This is a genomic window from Nonomuraea sp. NPDC049421 (genome assembly GCF_040677005.1).
Lineage (GTDB): Bacteria > Actinomycetota > Actinomycetes > Streptosporangiales > Streptosporangiaceae > Nonomuraea > Nonomuraea salmonea.
In genome coordinates this window covers 15,980-34,197 of the sequence record NZ_JBFAQA010000021.1, presented here as the reverse complement: position 1 = coordinate 34,197, position 18,218 = coordinate 15,980, and the positions used below count along the sequence as shown (strand labels likewise).

The window sequence follows — 18,218 nt, the reverse complement described above, 5'->3', positions numbered from 1 at the left end:
GTCGGGCGCGTCCTGGGTAGGTGCGTTCGCATGCTCTACGGCAAGGAACACGTTCGGCGTTATCAGGAGACCGACGGGGCCGAAGGCCACGACTGGAACAACACCGTCGTCCTTCTCCTGACCACCAAGGGCCGCAAGTCCGGGCAGCCCTTCACGACCCCGCTCATCTACCAGCGCTTCGGCGAGGACTATCTCGTGGTGGCGTCGAAGGGCGGCGACCCCGAGCATCCGCAGTGGTACAAGAACCTGCTGGCGGAGCCCGAGGTCGAGGTGCAGGTCAAGGGCGACAAGTTCCGGGCCCGCGCGCGTACGGCCGAGGCGTCGGAGAAGCCCGAGATGTGGCAGGTCATGGCCAGGACCTGGCCCGAGTACGACGAGTACCAGAAGAAGACCGACAGGGAGATCCCGGTCGTCGTGCTCGAACGCGTGAGCTGATCACCCGGTCAGCGTCTCGTACAGCCGCATGGTGCGGTGGGCGATCCGTTCCCAGGAGAAGTGCTCGATGGCGCGGGCCCGGCCCGCCTCGCCCATCGCCCGTGCCCGCGCCGGGTCGCCGAGCAGGGCGTTGACCCGCTCCGCGAGGTCGGCGGCGAACCGCTCCGGGGCGTGCGGCGTGCCGTCGGCGGCCTGCGCGATGGGCACCAGCAGGCCGGTCTCGCCGTCGGCGACCACCTCGGGGATGCCGCCCGTCGCGGTCGCCACGACGGCCGTCTCGCATGCCATCGCCTCGAGGTTGACGATGCCCATGGGCTCGTAGACCGACGGGCAGACGAACACCGTGGCATGGGTCAGGAGCTGGATGACCTCGGGCTTGGGCAGCATCTCCTGGATCCAGAACACGCCCGCGCGGTCGAGCCCCTCGACGAGCTCGGTCACCTCGGCGGCGATCTCCGGCGTGTCGGGCGCGCCCGCGCAGAGCACGAGCTGCGCCGCGGGGTCGAAGGAGCGGGCCGCGTGGAGCAGGTGGACCAGGCCCTTCTGGCGGGTGATGCGGCCGACGAAGACGACGTAGGGCCGTGTGGGATCGACGCCGTACTTCTCCAGCACGTCGGTGCCGCGGTCGGGCGCGTATTGGGTGGTGTCGATGCCGTTGTGGATCACGCTGACCCGCTCGGGCGGGATCTCGGGGTAGGCGGCCAGGACGTCGCGCCGCATGCCCTCGGAGACCGCGATGACCGCGTCGGCGGCGGCCAGGGCGGTGCGCTCGGCCCACGAGGAGATCGCGTAGCCGCCGCCGAGCTGCTCGGCCTTCCACGGCCGCAGCGGCTCGAGACTGTGCGTGGTGACGACGTGCGGCACGCCGTGGAGCAGCTTCGCGACATGCCCGGCGAAATTGGCGTACCAAGTATGGGAGTGAACGACCGACGCGCCCGCGCACGCGGCCGACATCTCGAGGTCGACGCCGAGCACCTGCAGGGCCGCGTTCGCGCCCGCCAGGCCGTCGGGCACGCGGTAGGCGGATACGCCCGGCTCGACGCGGGCCGCCCCGAAGCAGCGCACGTGGACGTCGGCCAGCTTCCGCAGCTCTCTGGCCAGGTATTCCATGTGCACCCCTGCCCCGCCGTACACCTCTGGCGGGTATTCCCTGCTGAGCAGATCAACGCGCATGAGACGACACTACGGGCTGGTTGAGCACAGCGAACACAGCGACAAACCAAAGCTCGGCAACTCCGGTTCGTACATTGCATCGCAAATACCGACACACGGGAGGATCCCGCTGCGGCCTTTCGTCGATAGATCGGCCATTTGGGGGTAGCGTCCTGGGCATGAGGTCCCGGAGGGTGCTTGCGGTTGTGCTGGCAGGTGGAGAGGGCAAGAGGCTCATGCCTCTCACGGCGGATCGGGCGAAACCGGCGGTGCCGTTCGGGGGGATGTACCGGCTCATCGACTTCGTGCTGTCCAACCTCGCGAACGGCGGGTTCCTGAAGATCGTCGTGCTGACGCAGTACAAGAACCACAGCCTCGACCGGCACGTCTCGCGTACGTGGCGGCTGTCGGCGATGCTGGGCAACTACGTCACGCCGGTTCCGGCGCAGCAGCGGCTGGGGCCGAGATGGTTCTCCGGCTCGGCCGACGCGTTGTTCCAGAACCTGAACCTGATCTACGACGAGGAGCCCGAGCACGTCATCGTGTTCGGCGCCGACCACATCTACCGGATGGATCCCCGGCAGATGGTCGAGCAGCACGAGGACTCCGGCGCGGACGTGACGGTGGCGGCGATCAGGCAGCCGCTGTCGCTGGCCGACCAGTTCGGCGTGATCGAGACCGATCCCGAGGGGCGCCGCATCGTGGCGTTCAGGGAGAAGCCGAAGGACGCCGTGGGGCTGGCCGACTCCCCCGACGAGGTGTTCGCGTCGATGGGCAACTACGTGTTCAAGACGCAGGCGATGATCGACGCGCTGCGCGAGGACGCGCTCGACCCCTCCAGCAAGCACGACCTCGGCGGAAACATCATCCCGATGCTGGTGAAGTCGGGCGGCGCCGACGTCTACGACTTCGCCCACAACATCGTGCCGGGCTCCAGCGAGCGCGACCGCGGCTACTGGCGTGACGTGGGGACGCTGGACGCCTACTACGAGGCCCACATGGACCTCATCTCGGCGCATCCGGTGTTCAACCTGTACAACGACAAGTGGCCGATCTTCACCGGGCACGACCCGCTGCCGCCCGCCAAGTTCGTGCACAACGACGGCGACCGGGTGGGGCGGGCGATCGACTCGCTGGTCTCCCCCGGCGTGATCGTCTCCGGCGGCACGGCGATCAGATCCATCCTGTCGCCGAAGGTGGTGCTCCACTCGCACTCGCTGGTGGAGGACTCCGTGCTGATGGAGAACGTCAAGGTCGGGCGGGGCGCGGTCGTGCGCAAGGCGATCATCGACAAGAACGTCGTCATCCCCGACGGCGCCCGCATCGGCTTCGACCCCGAGTACGACCGCAGCAGGTTCGCGCTGACGAGGGGCGGGGTCGTGGTGATCGGCAAGAACGAGATCGTCGACCGCTGACGCCGGCAGGTCGCGCCCCGGCACCGGGCCGGGGCGCGAGACGGGGCGCGGAACGGGGCGCGAGACGGGGCGCGGAACAGGCATGCCGACGGCCCCGCCGTGCGGACAGGGCGGGGCCGAGACGTCGTGGGAGGGGGCGGGCCTCCGGGGAGGCCGGCGGGTGCTACAGGGGGTGGAGGGTGCCCGGGGCACCGTGAAGCGCCCCGGGGCTTGACGGCCGGCCCTATGAGTCAGGATCGGCCGGTGATGTCACTCCTGGCCGTACCAGGTGCCCGGCCAGTTGTAGCCGTTCCAGTCGCCCTGACGCGCGGCGCCGTAACCGTTGTCCCAGCCGTAGCCGGGGCCGTAGCCGTTGTTCCAGCCGCCGAACTCCGCCTCGTCGCCTTCGTCGTCGTCCTCGAACTCGTCGTCGTCGTCCTCGAACTTCTCCTTGGCCTGGCACGCCTTGGCGTCGCGCTTGCCCGCGTGCACGCCCCACGGCGTGATGCGCAGCGTGTGGGTGCGGTCGCCGACGCTGAGGTCGCAGCGGTTGGCCGCCTCGGCCGGCGTGGCCATGGCACAGAATGTGGCAGCGGTGGCGAGCACGCCGCCGACCGCTATGAGCTTACCTTTCATTTCTCCCCCTGTAGTCACCTTGTGACAACGACAATCACTCTACGTAGTCAGTCCCGTTAGGGGGAATACCGCCACGCCTGACCCGCTCGTGGCCTTACGTGAGCGTGAACGACTAATTGGGTCTTGTTGTGACGGCGGTCCGGGATCACGCTGGGCGGCAGGAGGCAGTGAGATGTCGCACCCGCTCGGAGTCAGCCGTCCTGACCTGGAAGTCGCCGATCTGCCCACGCCGGAGGAGGTCTTCAAGGTCTCCAGGATCGGCCCCAAAGAACTCGTCAAGTACGCCGTCGGCCCCAGCCTGATCGCCCTCGGCATCTCCATCGGCAGCGGCGAATGGCTGCTCGGCCCGCTCAGCGTCGGCCAGTACGGCTTCGTCGGGGTCGGCTGGGTCATCGTGGTCTCGGCGCTGCTGCAGACGTTCTACAACGTCGAGTGCTCCCGCTACGTCGTGGCCACCGGCGAGGCCCCCGTGGTCGGCTGGGGGCGGGTGCCGCCGGGCTGGCCGCTGTGGGTGCCGCTGTCGGTGCTCATCGTGATCTTCTCGTTCATCGCCGGTGGCTGGGCCGCGTCGGCCGGCCAGGGCGTGTACGCGCTCGTGCACGGTGTCCCGCCGGCCGCCGACGCGGTCGAGCCGCGCCTGTGGGCGATCGGCCTGCTGGTGCTGGTGTTCCTCATCACCGCCGCGGCCCGCCGGATCAGCCGGGTCCTGGAGCTGGTCAACTGGGTGATGATCGGCACCATCCTCATCGCGCTGCTGGCCGTGGACCTGCTGGTGGTGCCGATCAGCCAGTGGTGGGAGGGCATCCGGGGCTTCCTCACCCCGGCCGCGCCGCCCGCCGGCATCACCGCGACCCAGCTCGGCGCGCTGGCCGGGTTCACGGCGCTGGCCTCGGGTCTGAACTGGTACATCATGGGCCACTACCGCGACAAGGGCTACGGCATGGGCCACCGGGTCGGCTACATCTCCGGCCTGCGCGGCGACAGGAAGGCGATCCTGGCCAGCGGCGTCACCTTCCCCGACGACGAGAAGAACCGCGGCCTGTGGCGGCGCTGGTACCGGCTGCTCCTGGTGGACATGTGGGGCGTGTTCTTCGTGGGCGCGATCCTCGGCATGCTGCTGCCCACGCTGCTCATGGCGCAGGCGGTCACGCTCTCGGGCGAGCGGCCGACCAGGGCGAACGTGCCGACGTTCGTGGCCTCCGCGCTGGGCGACGAGTACGGCAGGGTGGTCTTCTACGTCGCGCTGGTGGTCGGGGTGCTGGTGCTGTTCTCGACGCAGCTCGGCATCTTCGAGGCGATGGTCCGGGTCACCACCGACGCGGCCAACGCCACCAGCCCGCGCCTGCGCCGGCTGATCGAGGGCGACCCGCGCCGCTTCTACTACCCGTTCATGCTCTTCCTGCTGGTCATCATCTCGATCGTCATCTTCCAGTCGCTGCCGGTGGGCCTGGTGGAGTGGTCGGCGAACATGTCGAACCTGGGGGCGCTGCTCTATCCGTTCCTGCTGATGTACCTCAACAGCAAGCTGCCGCGCCCCGCCAGGCCGCGGCCGTGGCACTACGTGATCCTGGTGCTCAACGTGCTGTTCTTCGGGTTCTTCTTCGTCAACTTCATCGCGGACTTCGTCGGGGACCCGCTGGTGACGTTCTGACCGGGCGTACAGGGAGGAAGCTTTCACGTTAGCCGAAGTGATCTCCGGGGAAGATCGGGCGTTGCTAGCGTGCGCAGAGACAGGGGGCGTGCCGGACTGCTGCGGGTCGGCGCGCCCCTTTCTCCCCCGTCAGCGGCGGTGGTAGAGCTCCAGGAGCTCCTCGGCGCGGTGGGTGCGGCCCACCCAGACCTCGCGGCCGCGCCGCTCCCTGGTGATGAGGCGGGCGTCCCTGAGCCGGTCGCAGTGGTACGTGATGCTGCTCGGCGTGACCTTCATGTCGGCCGCCAGCATGCTCATGGTCATCGGCCGGCCGATCGCGCAGAGCAGGTCGGCCCGCACCGGGCCCATCAGCGCCGACAGCTCGTCGAGCGCCGGGGCGGCGGGCCTGCTCCACAACGTCTGCGCCCCCGGCAGCGGGTACGCGATCCACACGGCCTCGGGATCGTCGAGCCCGGCGATGACCGCGTCCTTGCCCGCCAGCATCGGCACCAGCACGATCCGCCGGTCGCCCAGCTCGTACCTGCCGCCGTCGAGCCCTGCGACGCGCAGCCCGCCGCCGCCGCAGGTGATGCGGTCGCTGAGCGCGCCGAGCAGCAGCTCGGGGCCGCCGCGCACGGCCGCCACGCCGACCCTGGTGACCTCCTTGTCCAGCAGGGCGCGGGCGCGCTTCCAGAGGGGCTCGGCGGCGGTCCAGACGTCGGCGACGGCGCCGGCGTAGCCGTGCAGCCACTGGCGGGGGCGCTCGGCGGCCGAGCGCCACTGGACGGGCAGCGGCCCGCTGCCGAACGCCTGCTCCAGGTCGCTGACGAGACGTCCGGGAGGCAGGTCGCGCAGGGCGGCGAGCTGGTCCTGGATCGGGACGTCCCCGTCGCCCGGCGGGCGGGGCACGAGGCAGTCGGGCCCCACGTGGCCGCCCGGGGCGGCGAGCGGGCGTACGGCCTGGTGCCCGAGGCGGGAGACGCGGGCGCCGATGGCCTTGCGCCACAGGCCGGGCAGGCCCCTGCGGCGGCCGGCGAGGGCGTCGGTGATCCAGGCGAGCGCCGTGAGATGCGGGGAGATCGAGAGGGACAGCTGAGGCGTGGAGGTGAGGTGCAGCTCGCTCCACACAGTCGTGCTGGTTACGTCGGCTCCTAGAGGTCGGCTCTTACGGACAGTGAGCCAACCTATTCATGCCGCTTTCTCCTGACTTACAGTGCGATTGCAGGGTTGAAAGCGCTTTGTCGGTACGGCTGATCTGGCCGTACGCACAAGAACCGCCCCCGGCGGCGCGAGTCCGGGGGCGGGGATGAATCAGGCGGCTACCAGTCGTCGCCCTCGTCACCCTCGAAGAACTCCTCCACGACCTCCTCGACCACCTCGCCCGCGACGAGCCCGCCGACCACGCCGGCGGCGCCCGCGGCGGCGACCATGCCGAGGCCGGGGCCCCCGTGGCCCCCGTGGTGACCCCCGTGGTGCCCGTGGTGACCCTCGTGGTGCCCGTGGTGGTCGCCGTAGTGGCCCTCGTGGTGACCGTAGGGGGCGGCGTGGCCGTACTGGGAGAGCGAGTCGAGCCAGCGGCTCAGCTCACCGGCCCAGTCCGTGCGCAGCGCGTCGTCGTGGCTGATCTGGAAGCGGCCGATGGCGTCGCTGGAGGAGTAGCGGCCCGTGCGCTTGTCGGCCTCCAGCACCACGTCGAGACCGGCCGGGTTCGCGACGAAGGTGACCTCGACCTCGCCCACCAGGCCCGCGTAGTCGCCCCCGGGGAAGAACTCGATCTCCTGGTAGAACGGCAGCTGCTGCGCCACGCCGTAGAGCTGCCCCGCCTCCAGGTCGGCGGACTTGAACGCGAACCCGAGCTGCAGGAACGCCTCCAGGATGCGCAGCTGCGAGGGCAGCGGCTCGACGGCCACCATGTCGAGGTCGCCCTTGTCGACGGCCTTGGCGATGGCCAGTTCGGTGCGCACGCCCACCGCCATGCTGCGCAGCGGCTGCCCGCCGATCTCGCTGATCGGCGCCTCCCAGGGCACGGGCAGCTGGAAGGCGATGACGCGGTCCTCGCCCTTGCGCAGCGTGAAGGGGCCGGAGACCTGTGCGCGGGAGAACTCGCCGAGCCCGGCCGCCTCGCCGTCGCCGTGCTCGATCTCGACCTGGGCGACCAGGCCGAGGGTGACGTGCTCGATCTCGGCGTCGAAGTCGCCGCCCTTGAGGCGCACCTCGCCGTCCAGCGTGCCGCCCGGCTGGGTCCGCGGCGTGGACAGGACGGTGTCCACGGAGGGCGCGCCGACGCCGAACGCTCCCAGCATCCTCTTGAAGACCACGGCTCTGTTCTCCCTGCTTCGAAGATCGACTTGTGTGCCGCTGGCGTCAACGATCGGCCCGTGACCGGAGTTCCGGCGGGCCCGCACGCATATCGATCCGGTCTGACGTGCCTGGTCAGGAGGGTTCAGGTGCTAGGCCCCGTACGGAGTTGAGATCAGGGGATGCGCCTGCGCCCCGGCCGGGATTCTGGCAGGCCATCGCCATGGCCCGTGGAGACCACACCGATGAGGAAGGGTTCTTGATCGAGCCTCACCTGCCTCCGGTGAGCGGGGCCCGATCCCGGATCTGCGGCGGCAGCGCCTAGTCACCCGAGCGGTCGGCGTCCGTGCCGAAGCCGTCGTGCGACGTGCGTTCCTCAAGGGTGCTCAGCTCCTGGAAGACCGTGATGTGCAGGCCACCGGGCGCGTCGAGCCGGGCGTTCAGCGACTCCCACGGGGTGACCGTGGGCGGCGCGACCTCGTCCGCGCCCGCGGCGACCAGCCGCCCGGTGGTCCCGCGAGCGTCGTCCACCTCGAAGGCCACCCGGAACTTGGGCGCCACCTGCCGTCCGACCTCGACCTCGTCGATCATCTTCTTCTGTGCCGGGTTGGCGATCTCGAGCGTGGCCCGGCCGGCGTCCAGGATCGCCACCCGCGCCCCGTCGCCGCTGCTGAAGGCCGCCTGCTCGGGCAGGCCGAGAACATCGCGGTAGAAGGCCACGGCGGCCTCGTAGTCCTCCGCCTCCACCACCAGCCTGAGCTGGCGGACGGCCGGGCTGCTCTCCTGGGGGGCGCTCATGGGGCTCCTTCGGGGTACGGGGGGTTCTGTGTCCCCGTGCCCAACCCTAGGCCGCCGCTGTTCATTCCGGCCGGCTCCGTTCAGGTGCTAGCGGCCCGTCCACTTGATCTCGTACGCCTTGAGCCGGTACTCCTTGCCGTCCACCGTCGTCGTCACGGCCGCGTCCGAGGTGTTGACCAGCAGCAGTTGCTCGGGCTGGGCCAGCACCCGCACGGCGGGGTCGGATGAGGTGACGGGGTCGAGCCCGGCGCCGGCCGGGAACCAGCGGGTGAAGTTCGCGACCAGCCGGCCCGTCGGGGTCTCGGCGCCGCTGCGCGGGTCCCACATGCAGCCCACGCACTCGCCCTCCTTGGCCTGCGGGTTCCAGTAGAGGGCGGTGGACACGCCACCGCGGGCCATCTCGATCATGGAGACGGCCTGCACGGCGAGCCTCCTGGGCTCCTTCCAGCGGGTGCCGTCCTCGGGCACGAAGTACCACTCCGACCACCAGATCGGCATGTCGCCGGTCTTCTTCCGCAGCCATTCGGTGACGTCGGCGAACTTCGCCAGCGCGCCGAACTCGTCGGGCAGCAGCTCGTGCGCGTCGGTGGGCGAGGCGCCGTCCACCACGATGAAGTCGGCGCCCTTCTTGTGCTCGAACCAGTAGTCGAAGGCGTCGATCACGTGCTGGTTGACGACCCCCCAGTCGCCGCGCAGCTCGGAGTCGCCCTTGCGGTTGCTGTCGAAGCCGATGTACGGGCCACCGATCATGGCGTCCGGCCGTACCTTCTTCACCGCGTCGTACACCTTGTTGTAGAGCTGGGTGTAGCCCTTGTAGTCGGCCGGCTTGGCGTGGTCCTTCCAGAAGCCCTTGAGCTCGTTCCACACCAGGAAGTACTTGACGTCGCTGTAGCGCTCGGCGACCGCGGCCGACAGCTTGGCGAAGTCGTCGAAGTGCTGCGGGTAGGGGGCGTCCTCCAGGTGCTCGTCCCAGGCCGACTCCTCGGTGGGCCCCTGCGGGCCGCCCTTCATCCAGTCGGGGGCGCAGCACAGCGTGATGACCGGCGTGGCGCCCGACATCTTCATGAGGTTGAGCCGGCTGTCGAGGTCCTCCCAGACGAACTCACCGGGGTACGGCTCGGGGTTCGTCGCGCCGAAGCCCATGATGTGCTGGTTCTGCAGCATCGGCGTGCGTTCCAGCGAACCGGCCACCACCTGCTCGAAGCGCCGGGTGACGTTGTTGGCGCTGACGCCGGTGTGCGTGAAGCCCCAGCGCGGCCAGTCCTGCGCCACGGGCGGCGGCTTGACGGCGTCGCCCTCGGGAGCGGCGCTCCGGGTCTGCGGCGCGGCGGAGGTCTCCTGCGGCGCCGTCCCCTGCGGCGGGGCCCCCTGACCGCCGGTGCGGGTGGCGCCGCAGCTCGCGACCACGGCCGCCAAAGCCGTGACGCCCGCGGCCCTCCCCAGCCTGCGCCAGAACGATCCCCCGTTGTCCGTAACCACCCGTACTCACCTGACTTCAACCGCGTGTATGCCGCTCGTAGCGTTCCACGAGTGGGCGAGGGGTCACATGCCGGGGCTGGATTTCTCAGACTTTTCTCAGGCAATCGTTACCGATGCGCAAGGGCCCGCCGAGCAGCGCGAACGTCAGTCGAACAGGGTTGCGGGGACCGCGGCGGCCAGCGCGCGATAGCCGGCCGGGCTCAGGTGCAGATGGTCGCCCTCGTCGTACGCGGCACCCAGCCGGTGCGGCGCGGCCGGGTCGCGGACCGCCGCGTCGAAGTCGATCACCGCGTCGAACCGGCCCGCCGTCCTGATCCAGTCGTTGACCCGGCTCCGCGCGGCCTGCCGGTGCCCGTCGGGGTCGTCGTAGGGGTCGTGCCCGCCGAACGGCGTCAGCGTGGCCCCGTACACCGGCAGGTCCCTGGCCCGCGCCCGCACGACGATCTGCTCGTACGCGGCGATCAGCGCCCGCGCGACCTCCTCCTGCGCCGCCCTGGTGGCCTGGGCGGTGCCGAGGTCGTTGACGCCCTCGAAGACGACCAGCCATCGAGCGCCGCTCTGCGCCAGCACGTCGCGGTCGAGCCGGGCCAGCGCGCTCGGGCCGAGCCCGTCGTTCAGCACCCGGTTGCCGCCCGCGCCCTGGTTGGCGACCGCGATGCCGGGCAGGCGGTCGAACAGCAGGTCGGGCCAGCGGTCGTTGCCGTTGGTCGTGGAGCCCCTGCCGTCGGTCAGCGAGTCGCCCACCACGACCAGCGTCCCGACGCCGGCCGGGGCCCACACCTCGACGGCGCTGAGCAGGTACCAGTGGTCGACGGGCGTGGCGCCGGGCAGGTCGTCGGCCGTGACGTGGTCGCCGCCGATCAGGTGGGAGGTGGTACGCGAGCCGGGATGCGAGGTCAGCTCCCCCGACGCCAGCCCCTCCGCCAGGTGGACGGTCACGGTCAGCACGGATCCCGGCGCCAGGTCCAGCTCCACCGGGTCCGACACCACGTGCGCGCCGATGGGCACGACGGCCGACGCCCGTCCTGAGAACGTCACGGGCCGCGAGGTGCCGGGCAGGATCGCACTCCCGCCGGCCGCGCCGCCGCGCGGCAGCGCCACGGAGACGCGGGTGAGCGGCAGGGGCGCGCCGCCGAACGCGTTCGACAGCCGCAGCCGCATCCGCCGGCCGCCGGCCGACACCCGGACGGTCTGCCGCAGCGTCGTGTCGGGCAGGCTCAGGCCCTCCTTGGCGTACGGGGGCGGCGGCATGTTGTGGGGCTCGGTGAGCTGGGGCATGGCCGTCCAGCTCGTCACCCAGTGCCGGGCGGGGCGGATCGGCTCCTGGCCCATGTCGGCGTGCTCCCGTCGAGAGATCGAAATTTTCGGCACCATATCGAACCTTTCGCCCTTTGGCCGGGCCGGGTGGGCTTTTACCGGCGCTTGCCGATCACCTCGTGGTCATGGCCGCTCCTCGCGCCTAGGGTCGCGTTCATGGACTCTCCTGATGGCGAGCGCCGGGAGCTGATCCTGCGGACGGCGACCCGCCTGTTCGCCGCGCTCGGCTACGACGTCACCTCCACCGCGCAGATCGCCGAGGCGGCGGGCCTCGACCCGGCGGAGGTCGCCGCGCACTTCCCTGCCAAGCGGGAGCTGTACCTCGAGGTCATGCGGCGGGCCCGCGATCGCCTGGTGGCGGTCATCAAGGAGCGGGCAGACGAGCTGCTGGCGGCGCCGCCCGAGCGGCGGAGCGAGGCGCTGCGCCACTTCATCGACGCCTACCTGGACGCGTGCGTGGCCCACCCGGAGATCCCCGCGCTGTGGATGCACCGCTGGCTGTCCGACGCCAGCGACGTGGTCGACCTGGAGATCAAGAGCGCGCAGCCGGTGACCCAGCACGTCGTCGACGCCATGGCCGGGCTGGCCGAGCCGGCCGGAGCCGATGCGCTGCACACGACGTACACGGTGATCTGGTGCATCCACGGCTTCGTGCTGAGCGGCGTCCTCGACGGCACGGGCGTGCGCCGCGGCGCCGACGACCCGGACCAGCTGGCCCGCTTCCGCGCCCACCTCCACCGGCTCCTGGCTCGCGGCCTCCGCCTTCCGGACGCCTAGCGCCCCCACCGGCCCGGCGGGCCCGGCAGCCTCGGCGGAAAGGGAGATTAGCGGAACGTGACGGATTGTTTCCCCCGCTGAGCGTATTCTGCCCTTATGCGAGGTTTCTTCTGGTGGCCATGGTCACGTGCCGTGAGCGAGGTGTGCTGAGCACGTGCTCGAAGAGCGCGGTCACAGGCGTGGCGCGGCGAACGAGTCGTCTCGCCTCGACGGGCTGCTGACCGAGGCCGTCACCGGAGCCGGCGCCCACATCGGCGCCGCGTACCTGCTGGACGAGGGCGGCCAGGTCCTCCAGATGGCCGCCGTGACCGGCCTGCCCGCCCCCATCGCCCGCGCCTGGTCCAGGGTGCGCACCGGCGATCCCATCCCCATCGCCGTCGCCGTACGCGAGCAGCGGCTGATCTGGATCACCGGCCGCGAGCAGCTGGCCCGCGAGTTCCCCGAGGCCGCGCTGGCCCTGCCGTACCACTTCGCCGCCGCCCTGTCCCCCGTCTGCGCCGACGGCCGGGTCTGCGGCGGAATCATGATGCTGTGGCCCGCGGGCCGCAGCCGCGAGCTGACCGAGCGACAGCACGAGGTCATCGAGCGGGCCTGCGACGAGATCGGCCGCCTGATCAACGGTTCGCTCCGGGCGGGCCGGCCGGTCACCGCGGGCCCGCTGCCCCGCATCCTGCCTCCGCGGCCGCCGGACCAGGCCGACCCGCGCCTCGTCGCCCTCGACTGCCTCAACCGCCTGCCCGAGGGCCACTGCGCGCTCAACACCGACGGCCACGTCACCCTGCTCAGCGCGCCGGCCGCCGACCTGTTCGGCCGCTCACCGGCCGACCTGATCGGGGAACGCCTGTGGGACGCGCTCCCGTGGCTGCGCGACCCCACGTTCCAGGACGCCTACCGCGCCGCCATCGTCGGCCGCGAGATCACCGACGTCACCACCCGCGCACCCGGCGGGCGTGCCCTGTCGTTCCGCATGTTCCCAGGCCCCTCAGGCGTCACCCTGCGCATCACGGCCGCCATGGACGTGCACGCCTCCGGCGGCCGGCCGCCGCGCGTCATCGCCGTGCACGAGATGCTGCGGCTCGCCGCCGCGCTGGCCCGGGCGGTGACCGCGCAGGAGGTCATCGACCTGGTCGCCGACCACGTCATGCCCGTCTACGACGTGCAGGCGCTGGCCATCCTCACCTCCGTGGGCGGCAGGAAGCGGGTGGCCGCGTCGCGCGGCTTCAGCAGGCGGGCGGTGGAGGAGTTCGACGGGCGCCCGGAGAACGGGCCCACGCCGTCGGGAGGCGACCGCCCTGCCTTCTTCTCGACGTGGGAGGAGCTGCACGAGGCCGCTCCCGACGCGCTGCGCTCCGACGGCATGTACGCGTGGGCGTTCCTGCCGCTGATCACCTCGGGCCGGCCCATCGGCTCCTGCGTCCTCGCCTACGACCGCCCGCGCTCCTTCGGCACCGACGAGCGCGCCACGCTGACCGCGCTGGCCGGGCTGATCGCGCAGGCGTTCGAGCGGGCCCGGCTCTACGACGTCAAGCACCAGCTCGCGCAGTGTCTCCAGGCGCGGCTGCTGCCGCACACCCTGCCCCAGGTGACCGGCCTGGAGGTGGCCGCGCGGTACGTCCCCGCCACGCCCGGCATGGACATCGGCGGCGACTTCTACGACCTGATCAGGCTCGGCGACGACATGGCCGCCGCCGTCATCGGCGACGTCCAGGGCCACGACGTGACCGCCGCCGCGCTCATGGGGCAGGTGCGCACCGCCGTACGCGCCCACGCCACGGCCGGCGCCGACCCCGGCGAGGTGCTCGCGCACACCAACAGGTTGCTCACCGAGCTGAGCCCCGACCGTTTCACCAGCTGCCTGTATGTCTGCCTGGACCTCGGCGCGCACACCGTGCACCTGGCCAGCGCCGGGCACCCGCCCCCGGTGCTGGGCCGGCCCGACGGCCCCGGCGAGGTCATCGACACCACGCCTGGCCCGCTGCTCGGCGTGGACCCCGAGGCCACGTACGCGACCACTCCCCTGCCGATGCCGTCCGGCTCGGTGCTGCTCCTCTACACCGACGGGCTCATCGAGGAGCCCGGCATCGACCTGGGCGACTCCATGGCCGCCCTGGCCGCCCGCTTCCGCCCCGAGCCCGGCCTGCCCCTGCACGGCCTGGCCGACGCGCTCACCGATCCGGCCGCGATCGAGCAGCGTCCCGACGACATCGCCGTGCTGCTCCTGCGCAACTCCTGCCGGCCCGGTTAGCGGCGGGGCGCCAGCCGCAGCACGGCCTTGCCCGAGGACAGCGAGACCACCTTGACGCCGATGTTGTTGACCGACCCCGAAGTGCCCTTGCCGAGCCAGGCCTGCGAGGTCACCCCCGGGCCCGTGCCCTTGACGTGGACCCTGCTGGAGGAGAAGGAGATGGCCAGGCGGGTGATGCCGTACCGGGAGCTGACCCGGAACGAGACGGACTTGGTGAGGGTGAGGTTGCACTTGCCGTCGTAGCAGGCCCGCAGATTCGGCTTCTTCGCCGCGGCATGGGCGACGGTGGCGGGGGCCGCCGTCATGACGGCGGGGGCGAACGCGAGGGACGCGGCCACCGCCAGGGCGGTGGTGATCGTGGCGGGCATGACTCTCCTAGCTCTCCGCTGCTGATCGCTTACCGGATCGTACGGAAGGGGATGCCTTCCGTCAGCCGCCCCAGTATGCGATGCCCGGCCCGGGACCGGTCCCGGGGCTCAGCGGGTGTCGCGGCGCAGAGGGTGGTCGTCAGGGATCTCGACCAGCACCACGCGGTGGCCGTCGGGGTCGGCGATCCACAGCTCGACCAGGCCCCACGGCTCTTCACGCGCCTCGCGCAGCACGGTGACGCCCGCCTGCCTGAGCCGCCGCTCCTCGTGGGCGACGTCGCGTACCTGCAGCCACAGGGTGTGCGCCGAGCCGTCCGGCGCGCCCTGGCCGGAGAGCTCCAGGAAGCCTCCGCCGAGGAAGAACACCGTGCCCGGGTGGTCGGGCGGCCCGAACTCGCGGTAGACGGCCAGGCCGAGGGTCTCGGCGTAGAAGCGGTGGCTGCGCTCAAGGTCACCTGGACGCAGCAGCACGCGGCTGCTCAGCACCTCCATTCCGGACCTGTTCCCCGCGAGGCGCCCGAGATGCGGGGGCGGGGAGACCGGGCTCCCCGCCCCCGGGGGGTCACACGACGGCTCCCGTGCCCCGGCGCTCACGCTTGACCTTGGGCGCGGGCGGCGCGGGCGGCGGCTTGCGGTCGAAGCGGGCCAGCAGGATGGCCACGGGACCGGCCACGAAGCCGGACGACAGCGTGCCCACCACGATGCCCGTCACCAGCGCGATCGCGAAGTCCCGCAGCGAGTCGCCGCCGAACGTCATGAGCGCGACCAGGATGAACAGCGCGCCGAGCCCGGTGTTGACGGTACGCGGCAGGGTCTGCAGGATCGCGCCGTTCACCGACGAGGCGAACGGCTCCTTGCGCCGGATCGCCCACAGCTCCCTGACCCGGTCGAACACCACCACCTTGTCGTTGACCGAATAGCCCACGATGGTCAGCATCGCCGCCAGGAACACGCCGTCGATCGGCTTGCCCAGCCAGGCGAACATCCCGCTCACCAGCACGACGTCCACGACCAGGGCGGTCACGGCCGCCGCGCCGAACGTCCAGCGGAAGCGGAAGGCGAGGTAGGCCAGCTGCATGGCGACGGCCACGCCGAGCGCGATGAGCGCGTTGCGGCGCAGCTCCTCGCCCAGGCTGGGGCCGATGAACTCCTCGCGCCGCTTGGTCACCTCGCCGGCCTCGGCCTTCAGCTCCTGCTCGATCCTGGCCGTCTCCTCCAGGCCGAGCCGCGCGGCGCGTACGGTGACGCCGTCGTCGCCGGTCTGCACCACGGCGCTGGGGAACCCGGCCCGCGCGACGGCCTGCCCAGCCGCCTCGGCGGACACCGGCTTGGACGTGCCGAACTCGACGAGCCGGCCGCCGGTGAACTCGACGCCGAAGTTCAGGCCGCGTACGGCCAGCCCGGCGACGGCCGCCGCCGCCAGCACGCCGGCCATCGCCAGCCACAGTTTGCGTCCCCGCATGAGCTGCGGATTCCTGCGGTTGAGCCATGTCCTGACGGCTCCGGGCGAGCCGAGCCCCGACACGCGCGGCCCCGCCCTGTTCATGACGGCCTCGGTGAGCACGCGGGTGATGACCATGGCCGACACGAGCGAGGCGATCACGCCGACGCCCAGCGTCACGCCGAACCCCTTGACCGGGCCCGACGCGAGCCAGAACAGCAGCCCGGCCGCGATCAGCGTCGTGATGTTGGAGTCGGCGATCGCGCTCCACGCATTCTTGAAGCCGCGGACGAGGGCCGCGCGCAGCCCTCTCTTCCGCGCCTGCTGGTACTCCTCTCTGGCGCGTTCGAAGACGAGCACGTTGGCGTCGATGGCCATGCCGATGGCCAGCACGAACCCGGCCAGGCCCGGCAGGGTGAAGGTGGCGCCCATCGCGACGAGCGCGGCGTAGGAGATGAGGCCGTAGCAGAGCAGGGCGATCGTGGACAGCAGGCCGGACAGGCGATAGACGGCCACGATGAAGACGGCGGTCAGCAGCAGGCCGGTCACCGCGGCCTCGGCGCTGGCCTTGATGGCGGCCTCGCCGAGCGTCGGGCCGACCGTGCGCTGCTCCACCAGGTCGAGCGGCACGGGCAGGGCGCCGCCCTTGATCAGCACGGCCAGGTCGCGGGCCTCCTCGTGGGTGAACGACCCGGTGATGTCGGTGCTGCCACCGGGGATGCCGACGCGGCAGGCCACGGACGGGTCGACCGACGGCGAGGAGATGACCTCCTTGTCGAGCACGATGGCGACGCGGCGCTTCGGGTCGCCGTACTGGTGACAGGCGGCCTCGCCGGTGAGCTTCGCCCACGCCGCGCCGTCGCGGAAGTCGATGCTGACCCACCAGCCGGGGCCGCGCTGGGGGTCGCTGCGCTCGGCGGCGTCGGTGACGCCGTCGCCGGTGATGACGGCGGGGCCGATCTTGAGCGGCGCGCCGCTCTCATCGCGTACGGCCGACTTGTCGCCCTCCTCCGCCGTGCCGAGCACGGCGTGGAAGGTGAGCTGCGCGGTACGCCCGATGACCTCGGCGGCCTGCCGGGGGTCGAGCACGCCCGGCAGCTCGACGATGATCCGCTTCTCGCCTGAGCGGACCAGGGTGGGATCGACCACGCCGAGCGCGTCGGCCCGCTGACGCAGCACGGTGATCGCCCGGTCGGTGGCGGCGGCGTCGGCCTTGACCGTGGGCGAGTCCTTGGTCTCGAAGACGAGCTGGGTGCCGCCACGCAGGTCCAGTCCTAGACGCGGCGTGGCGGAAAAGCTGACGATCACTGAGATCACGATGACGGCACAGGCCGCCAGCGCACGCCAGAGCGGCGCACGTTTCATGGGTGCCTCCACAGGGGCTTGGCCCGCCCTCCGCCTGCACCTGCCCAGCGGGCAGGGAGGGTCACGCGCATCGCCGGAGCGACGTGCGGGGGCGGGTCGTCAGGAAAGGGACGTCGTCAGTGCCCTGTGGAAGGCGGCGCGCGGGGCGGCGTCGCCGGTGGCCGGCATCCCGCCGGAGCGCCGCAGGCGGCGCGCGGGACGACGACCGCCCACGAGCCACCGGATCCGCCCTGCTCAGGCTGCGGCGGGGCGACCCCGCCCGGCACCGCGCCGCCGGCCCAGAACGGCGACCAGACCCGCACGACCGGCGGCAGCTGCGGCACCTGCCGCAACACCGCGTGGTCCTCCTGCTCGGCCCGCCCAGCAGCCGCATGGACAGCCGCCTGAACGGCCGCGTGGGCGGCGGCCTGCTGGACGACGTGCGCGTGGGCCGCTTGTGCGTGGACGGCCTGCGCGTGGACGGCCTGCGCGTGGACGGCGGGCGGCAGGAACCAGGACAGGAGAAGGAGCAGCGCGGCAGACAGCCGAGTACGCATGACGCTCCCCTCCCTTCGCGCCTCACCCTAGCCGCCGCAGGCCCACCCGACACCGCGCCGCGCAGGGATCAGGCGGGCAGGGGGTGAAGTGGGAGGCCACCGGACCGCGCGGGAGCTGGTCAGGCGGCGGGGTGCCAGGCGGCCTGGGGGCGGGATCCCCACACCCCTCACACCAAAAGGACTCCGGCCGGAGTTCGGCGGGATCCCCCACACCCCTCACACCAAAAGGACCCCACCGAGTACGGCGGGATCCCCACACCCCTCACACCAAAAGGACCCCACCGAGTACGGCGGGATCCCCACACCCCTCACACCAAAAGGACCCCACCGAGTACGGCGGGATCCCC

16 protein-coding genes are annotated in these 18,218 nt (G+C 71.6%); 5 read left to right on the top strand and 11 right to left on the bottom strand.

The genetic code is table 11. The features are described from left to right. The first annotated feature begins 30 nt into the window (after positions 1-30). On the top strand, positions 31-435 hold the full coding sequence (locus tag AB0K18_RS31110) for a nitroreductase family deazaflavin-dependent oxidoreductase (protein ID WP_364921296.1): 405 nt from the start codon (positions 31-33) through the stop codon (positions 433-435). Here AB0K18_RS31110 and glgA read toward each other — a convergent pair whose 3' ends face one another. Continuing rightward, entirely contained in the window at positions 436-1,608 is a 1,173-nt protein-coding gene (glgA, locus tag AB0K18_RS31105) for a glycogen synthase (protein WP_364921293.1), read from the bottom strand. Between the two features lie 158 nt (positions 1,609-1,766). Here glgA and glgC point away from each other — a divergent pair, with 158 nt between their 5' ends. Further along, on the top strand, positions 1,767-3,002 hold the full coding sequence (gene glgC, locus AB0K18_RS31100) for a glucose-1-phosphate adenylyltransferase (RefSeq protein WP_345386598.1): 1,236 nt from the start codon (positions 1,767-1,769) through the stop codon (positions 3,000-3,002). A 249-nt stretch (positions 3,003-3,251) separates the two neighbouring features. On the opposite strand, the gene AB0K18_RS31095 is transcribed toward glgC, so the two are convergent. Further along, entirely contained in the window at positions 3,252-3,617 is a 366-nt protein-coding gene (locus AB0K18_RS31095) for a hypothetical protein (RefSeq protein ID WP_364921290.1), read from the bottom strand. 172 nt (positions 3,618-3,789) lie between these two features. Here AB0K18_RS31095 and AB0K18_RS31090 point away from each other — a divergent pair, with 172 nt between their 5' ends. Then, positions 3,790-5,268, top strand: coding sequence for an Nramp family divalent metal transporter (locus AB0K18_RS31090; protein WP_364921287.1), 1,479 nt, complete (start codon positions 3,790-3,792; stop codon positions 5,266-5,268). 129 nt (positions 5,269-5,397) lie between these two features. Here AB0K18_RS31090 and AB0K18_RS31085 read toward each other — a convergent pair whose 3' ends face one another. From AB0K18_RS31085 to AB0K18_RS31065, 5 genes are all read right to left on the bottom strand, one after another. Then, positions 5,398-6,375 carry a winged helix-turn-helix domain-containing protein gene (locus AB0K18_RS31085; RefSeq protein WP_364921284.1) on the bottom strand — a complete coding sequence of 326 codons (978 nt, stop codon included), beginning with the start codon at positions 6,373-6,375 and terminating at the stop codon, positions 5,398-5,400. A gap of 191 nt (positions 6,376-6,566) precedes the next feature. Next, positions 6,567-7,565 (bottom strand): sporulation protein, encoded by a 999-nt coding sequence (locus tag AB0K18_RS31080; RefSeq protein WP_364921282.1) that lies wholly within the window; start codon positions 7,563-7,565, stop codon positions 6,567-6,569. A gap of 301 nt (positions 7,566-7,866) precedes the next feature. Continuing rightward, a complete protein-coding gene (locus AB0K18_RS31075) occupies positions 7,867-8,343 on the bottom strand; it encodes a VOC family protein (protein WP_364921279.1) in 477 nt (158 codons plus the stop codon). 87 nt (positions 8,344-8,430) lie between these two features. Beyond that, positions 8,431-9,822: a xylan 1,4-beta-xylosidase gene (locus AB0K18_RS31070; protein WP_364921277.1), complete on the bottom strand. Its 1,392-nt coding sequence runs from the start codon at positions 9,820-9,822 to the stop codon at positions 8,431-8,433. Between the two features lie 144 nt (positions 9,823-9,966). Further along, the gene (locus AB0K18_RS31065) at positions 9,967-11,196 is read right to left on the bottom strand and encodes an SGNH/GDSL hydrolase family protein (protein WP_364921275.1); all 1,230 of its coding nucleotides are present in this window, start codon (positions 11,194-11,196) and stop codon (positions 9,967-9,969) included. A 99-nt stretch (positions 11,197-11,295) separates the two neighbouring features. Here AB0K18_RS31065 and AB0K18_RS31060 point away from each other — a divergent pair, with 99 nt between their 5' ends. Both AB0K18_RS31060 and AB0K18_RS31055 read left to right on the top strand, forming a co-directional pair. After that, complete coding sequence (locus AB0K18_RS31060; RefSeq protein ID WP_364921272.1) at positions 11,296-11,916, top strand: TetR/AcrR family transcriptional regulator; 621 nt, start codon at positions 11,296-11,298, stop codon at positions 11,914-11,916. A 154-nt stretch (positions 11,917-12,070) separates the two neighbouring features. After that, positions 12,071-14,161 carry a SpoIIE family protein phosphatase gene (locus AB0K18_RS31055; protein ID WP_364921270.1) on the top strand — a complete coding sequence of 697 codons (2,091 nt, stop codon included), beginning with the start codon at positions 12,071-12,073 and terminating at the stop codon, positions 14,159-14,161. Here AB0K18_RS31055 and AB0K18_RS31050 read toward each other — a convergent pair. From AB0K18_RS31050 to AB0K18_RS31035, 4 genes are all read right to left on the bottom strand, one after another. Then, positions 14,158-14,529 carry a hypothetical protein gene (locus tag AB0K18_RS31050; protein WP_364921267.1) on the bottom strand — a complete coding sequence of 124 codons (372 nt, stop codon included), beginning with the start codon at positions 14,527-14,529 and terminating at the stop codon, positions 14,158-14,160. The two genes, AB0K18_RS31055 and AB0K18_RS31050, sit on opposite strands and share 4 nt — an antisense overlap. Positions 14,530-14,637: 108 nt before the next feature. Beyond that, complete coding sequence (locus tag AB0K18_RS31045; protein WP_364921264.1) at positions 14,638-15,021, bottom strand: VOC family protein; 384 nt, start codon at positions 15,019-15,021, stop codon at positions 14,638-14,640. Positions 15,022-15,091: 70 nt separating this feature from the next. After that, positions 15,092-17,335, bottom strand: a complete 2,244-nt coding sequence (gene secD, locus AB0K18_RS31040) for a protein translocase subunit SecD (protein ID WP_364921261.1) — start codon at positions 17,333-17,335, stop codon at positions 15,092-15,094. 116 nt (positions 17,336-17,451) lie between these two features. After that, on the bottom strand, positions 17,452-17,871 hold the full coding sequence (locus AB0K18_RS31035; RefSeq protein WP_364921259.1) for a hypothetical protein: 420 nt from the start codon (positions 17,869-17,871) through the stop codon (positions 17,452-17,454). Positions 17,872-18,218 lie beyond the last annotated feature (347 nt).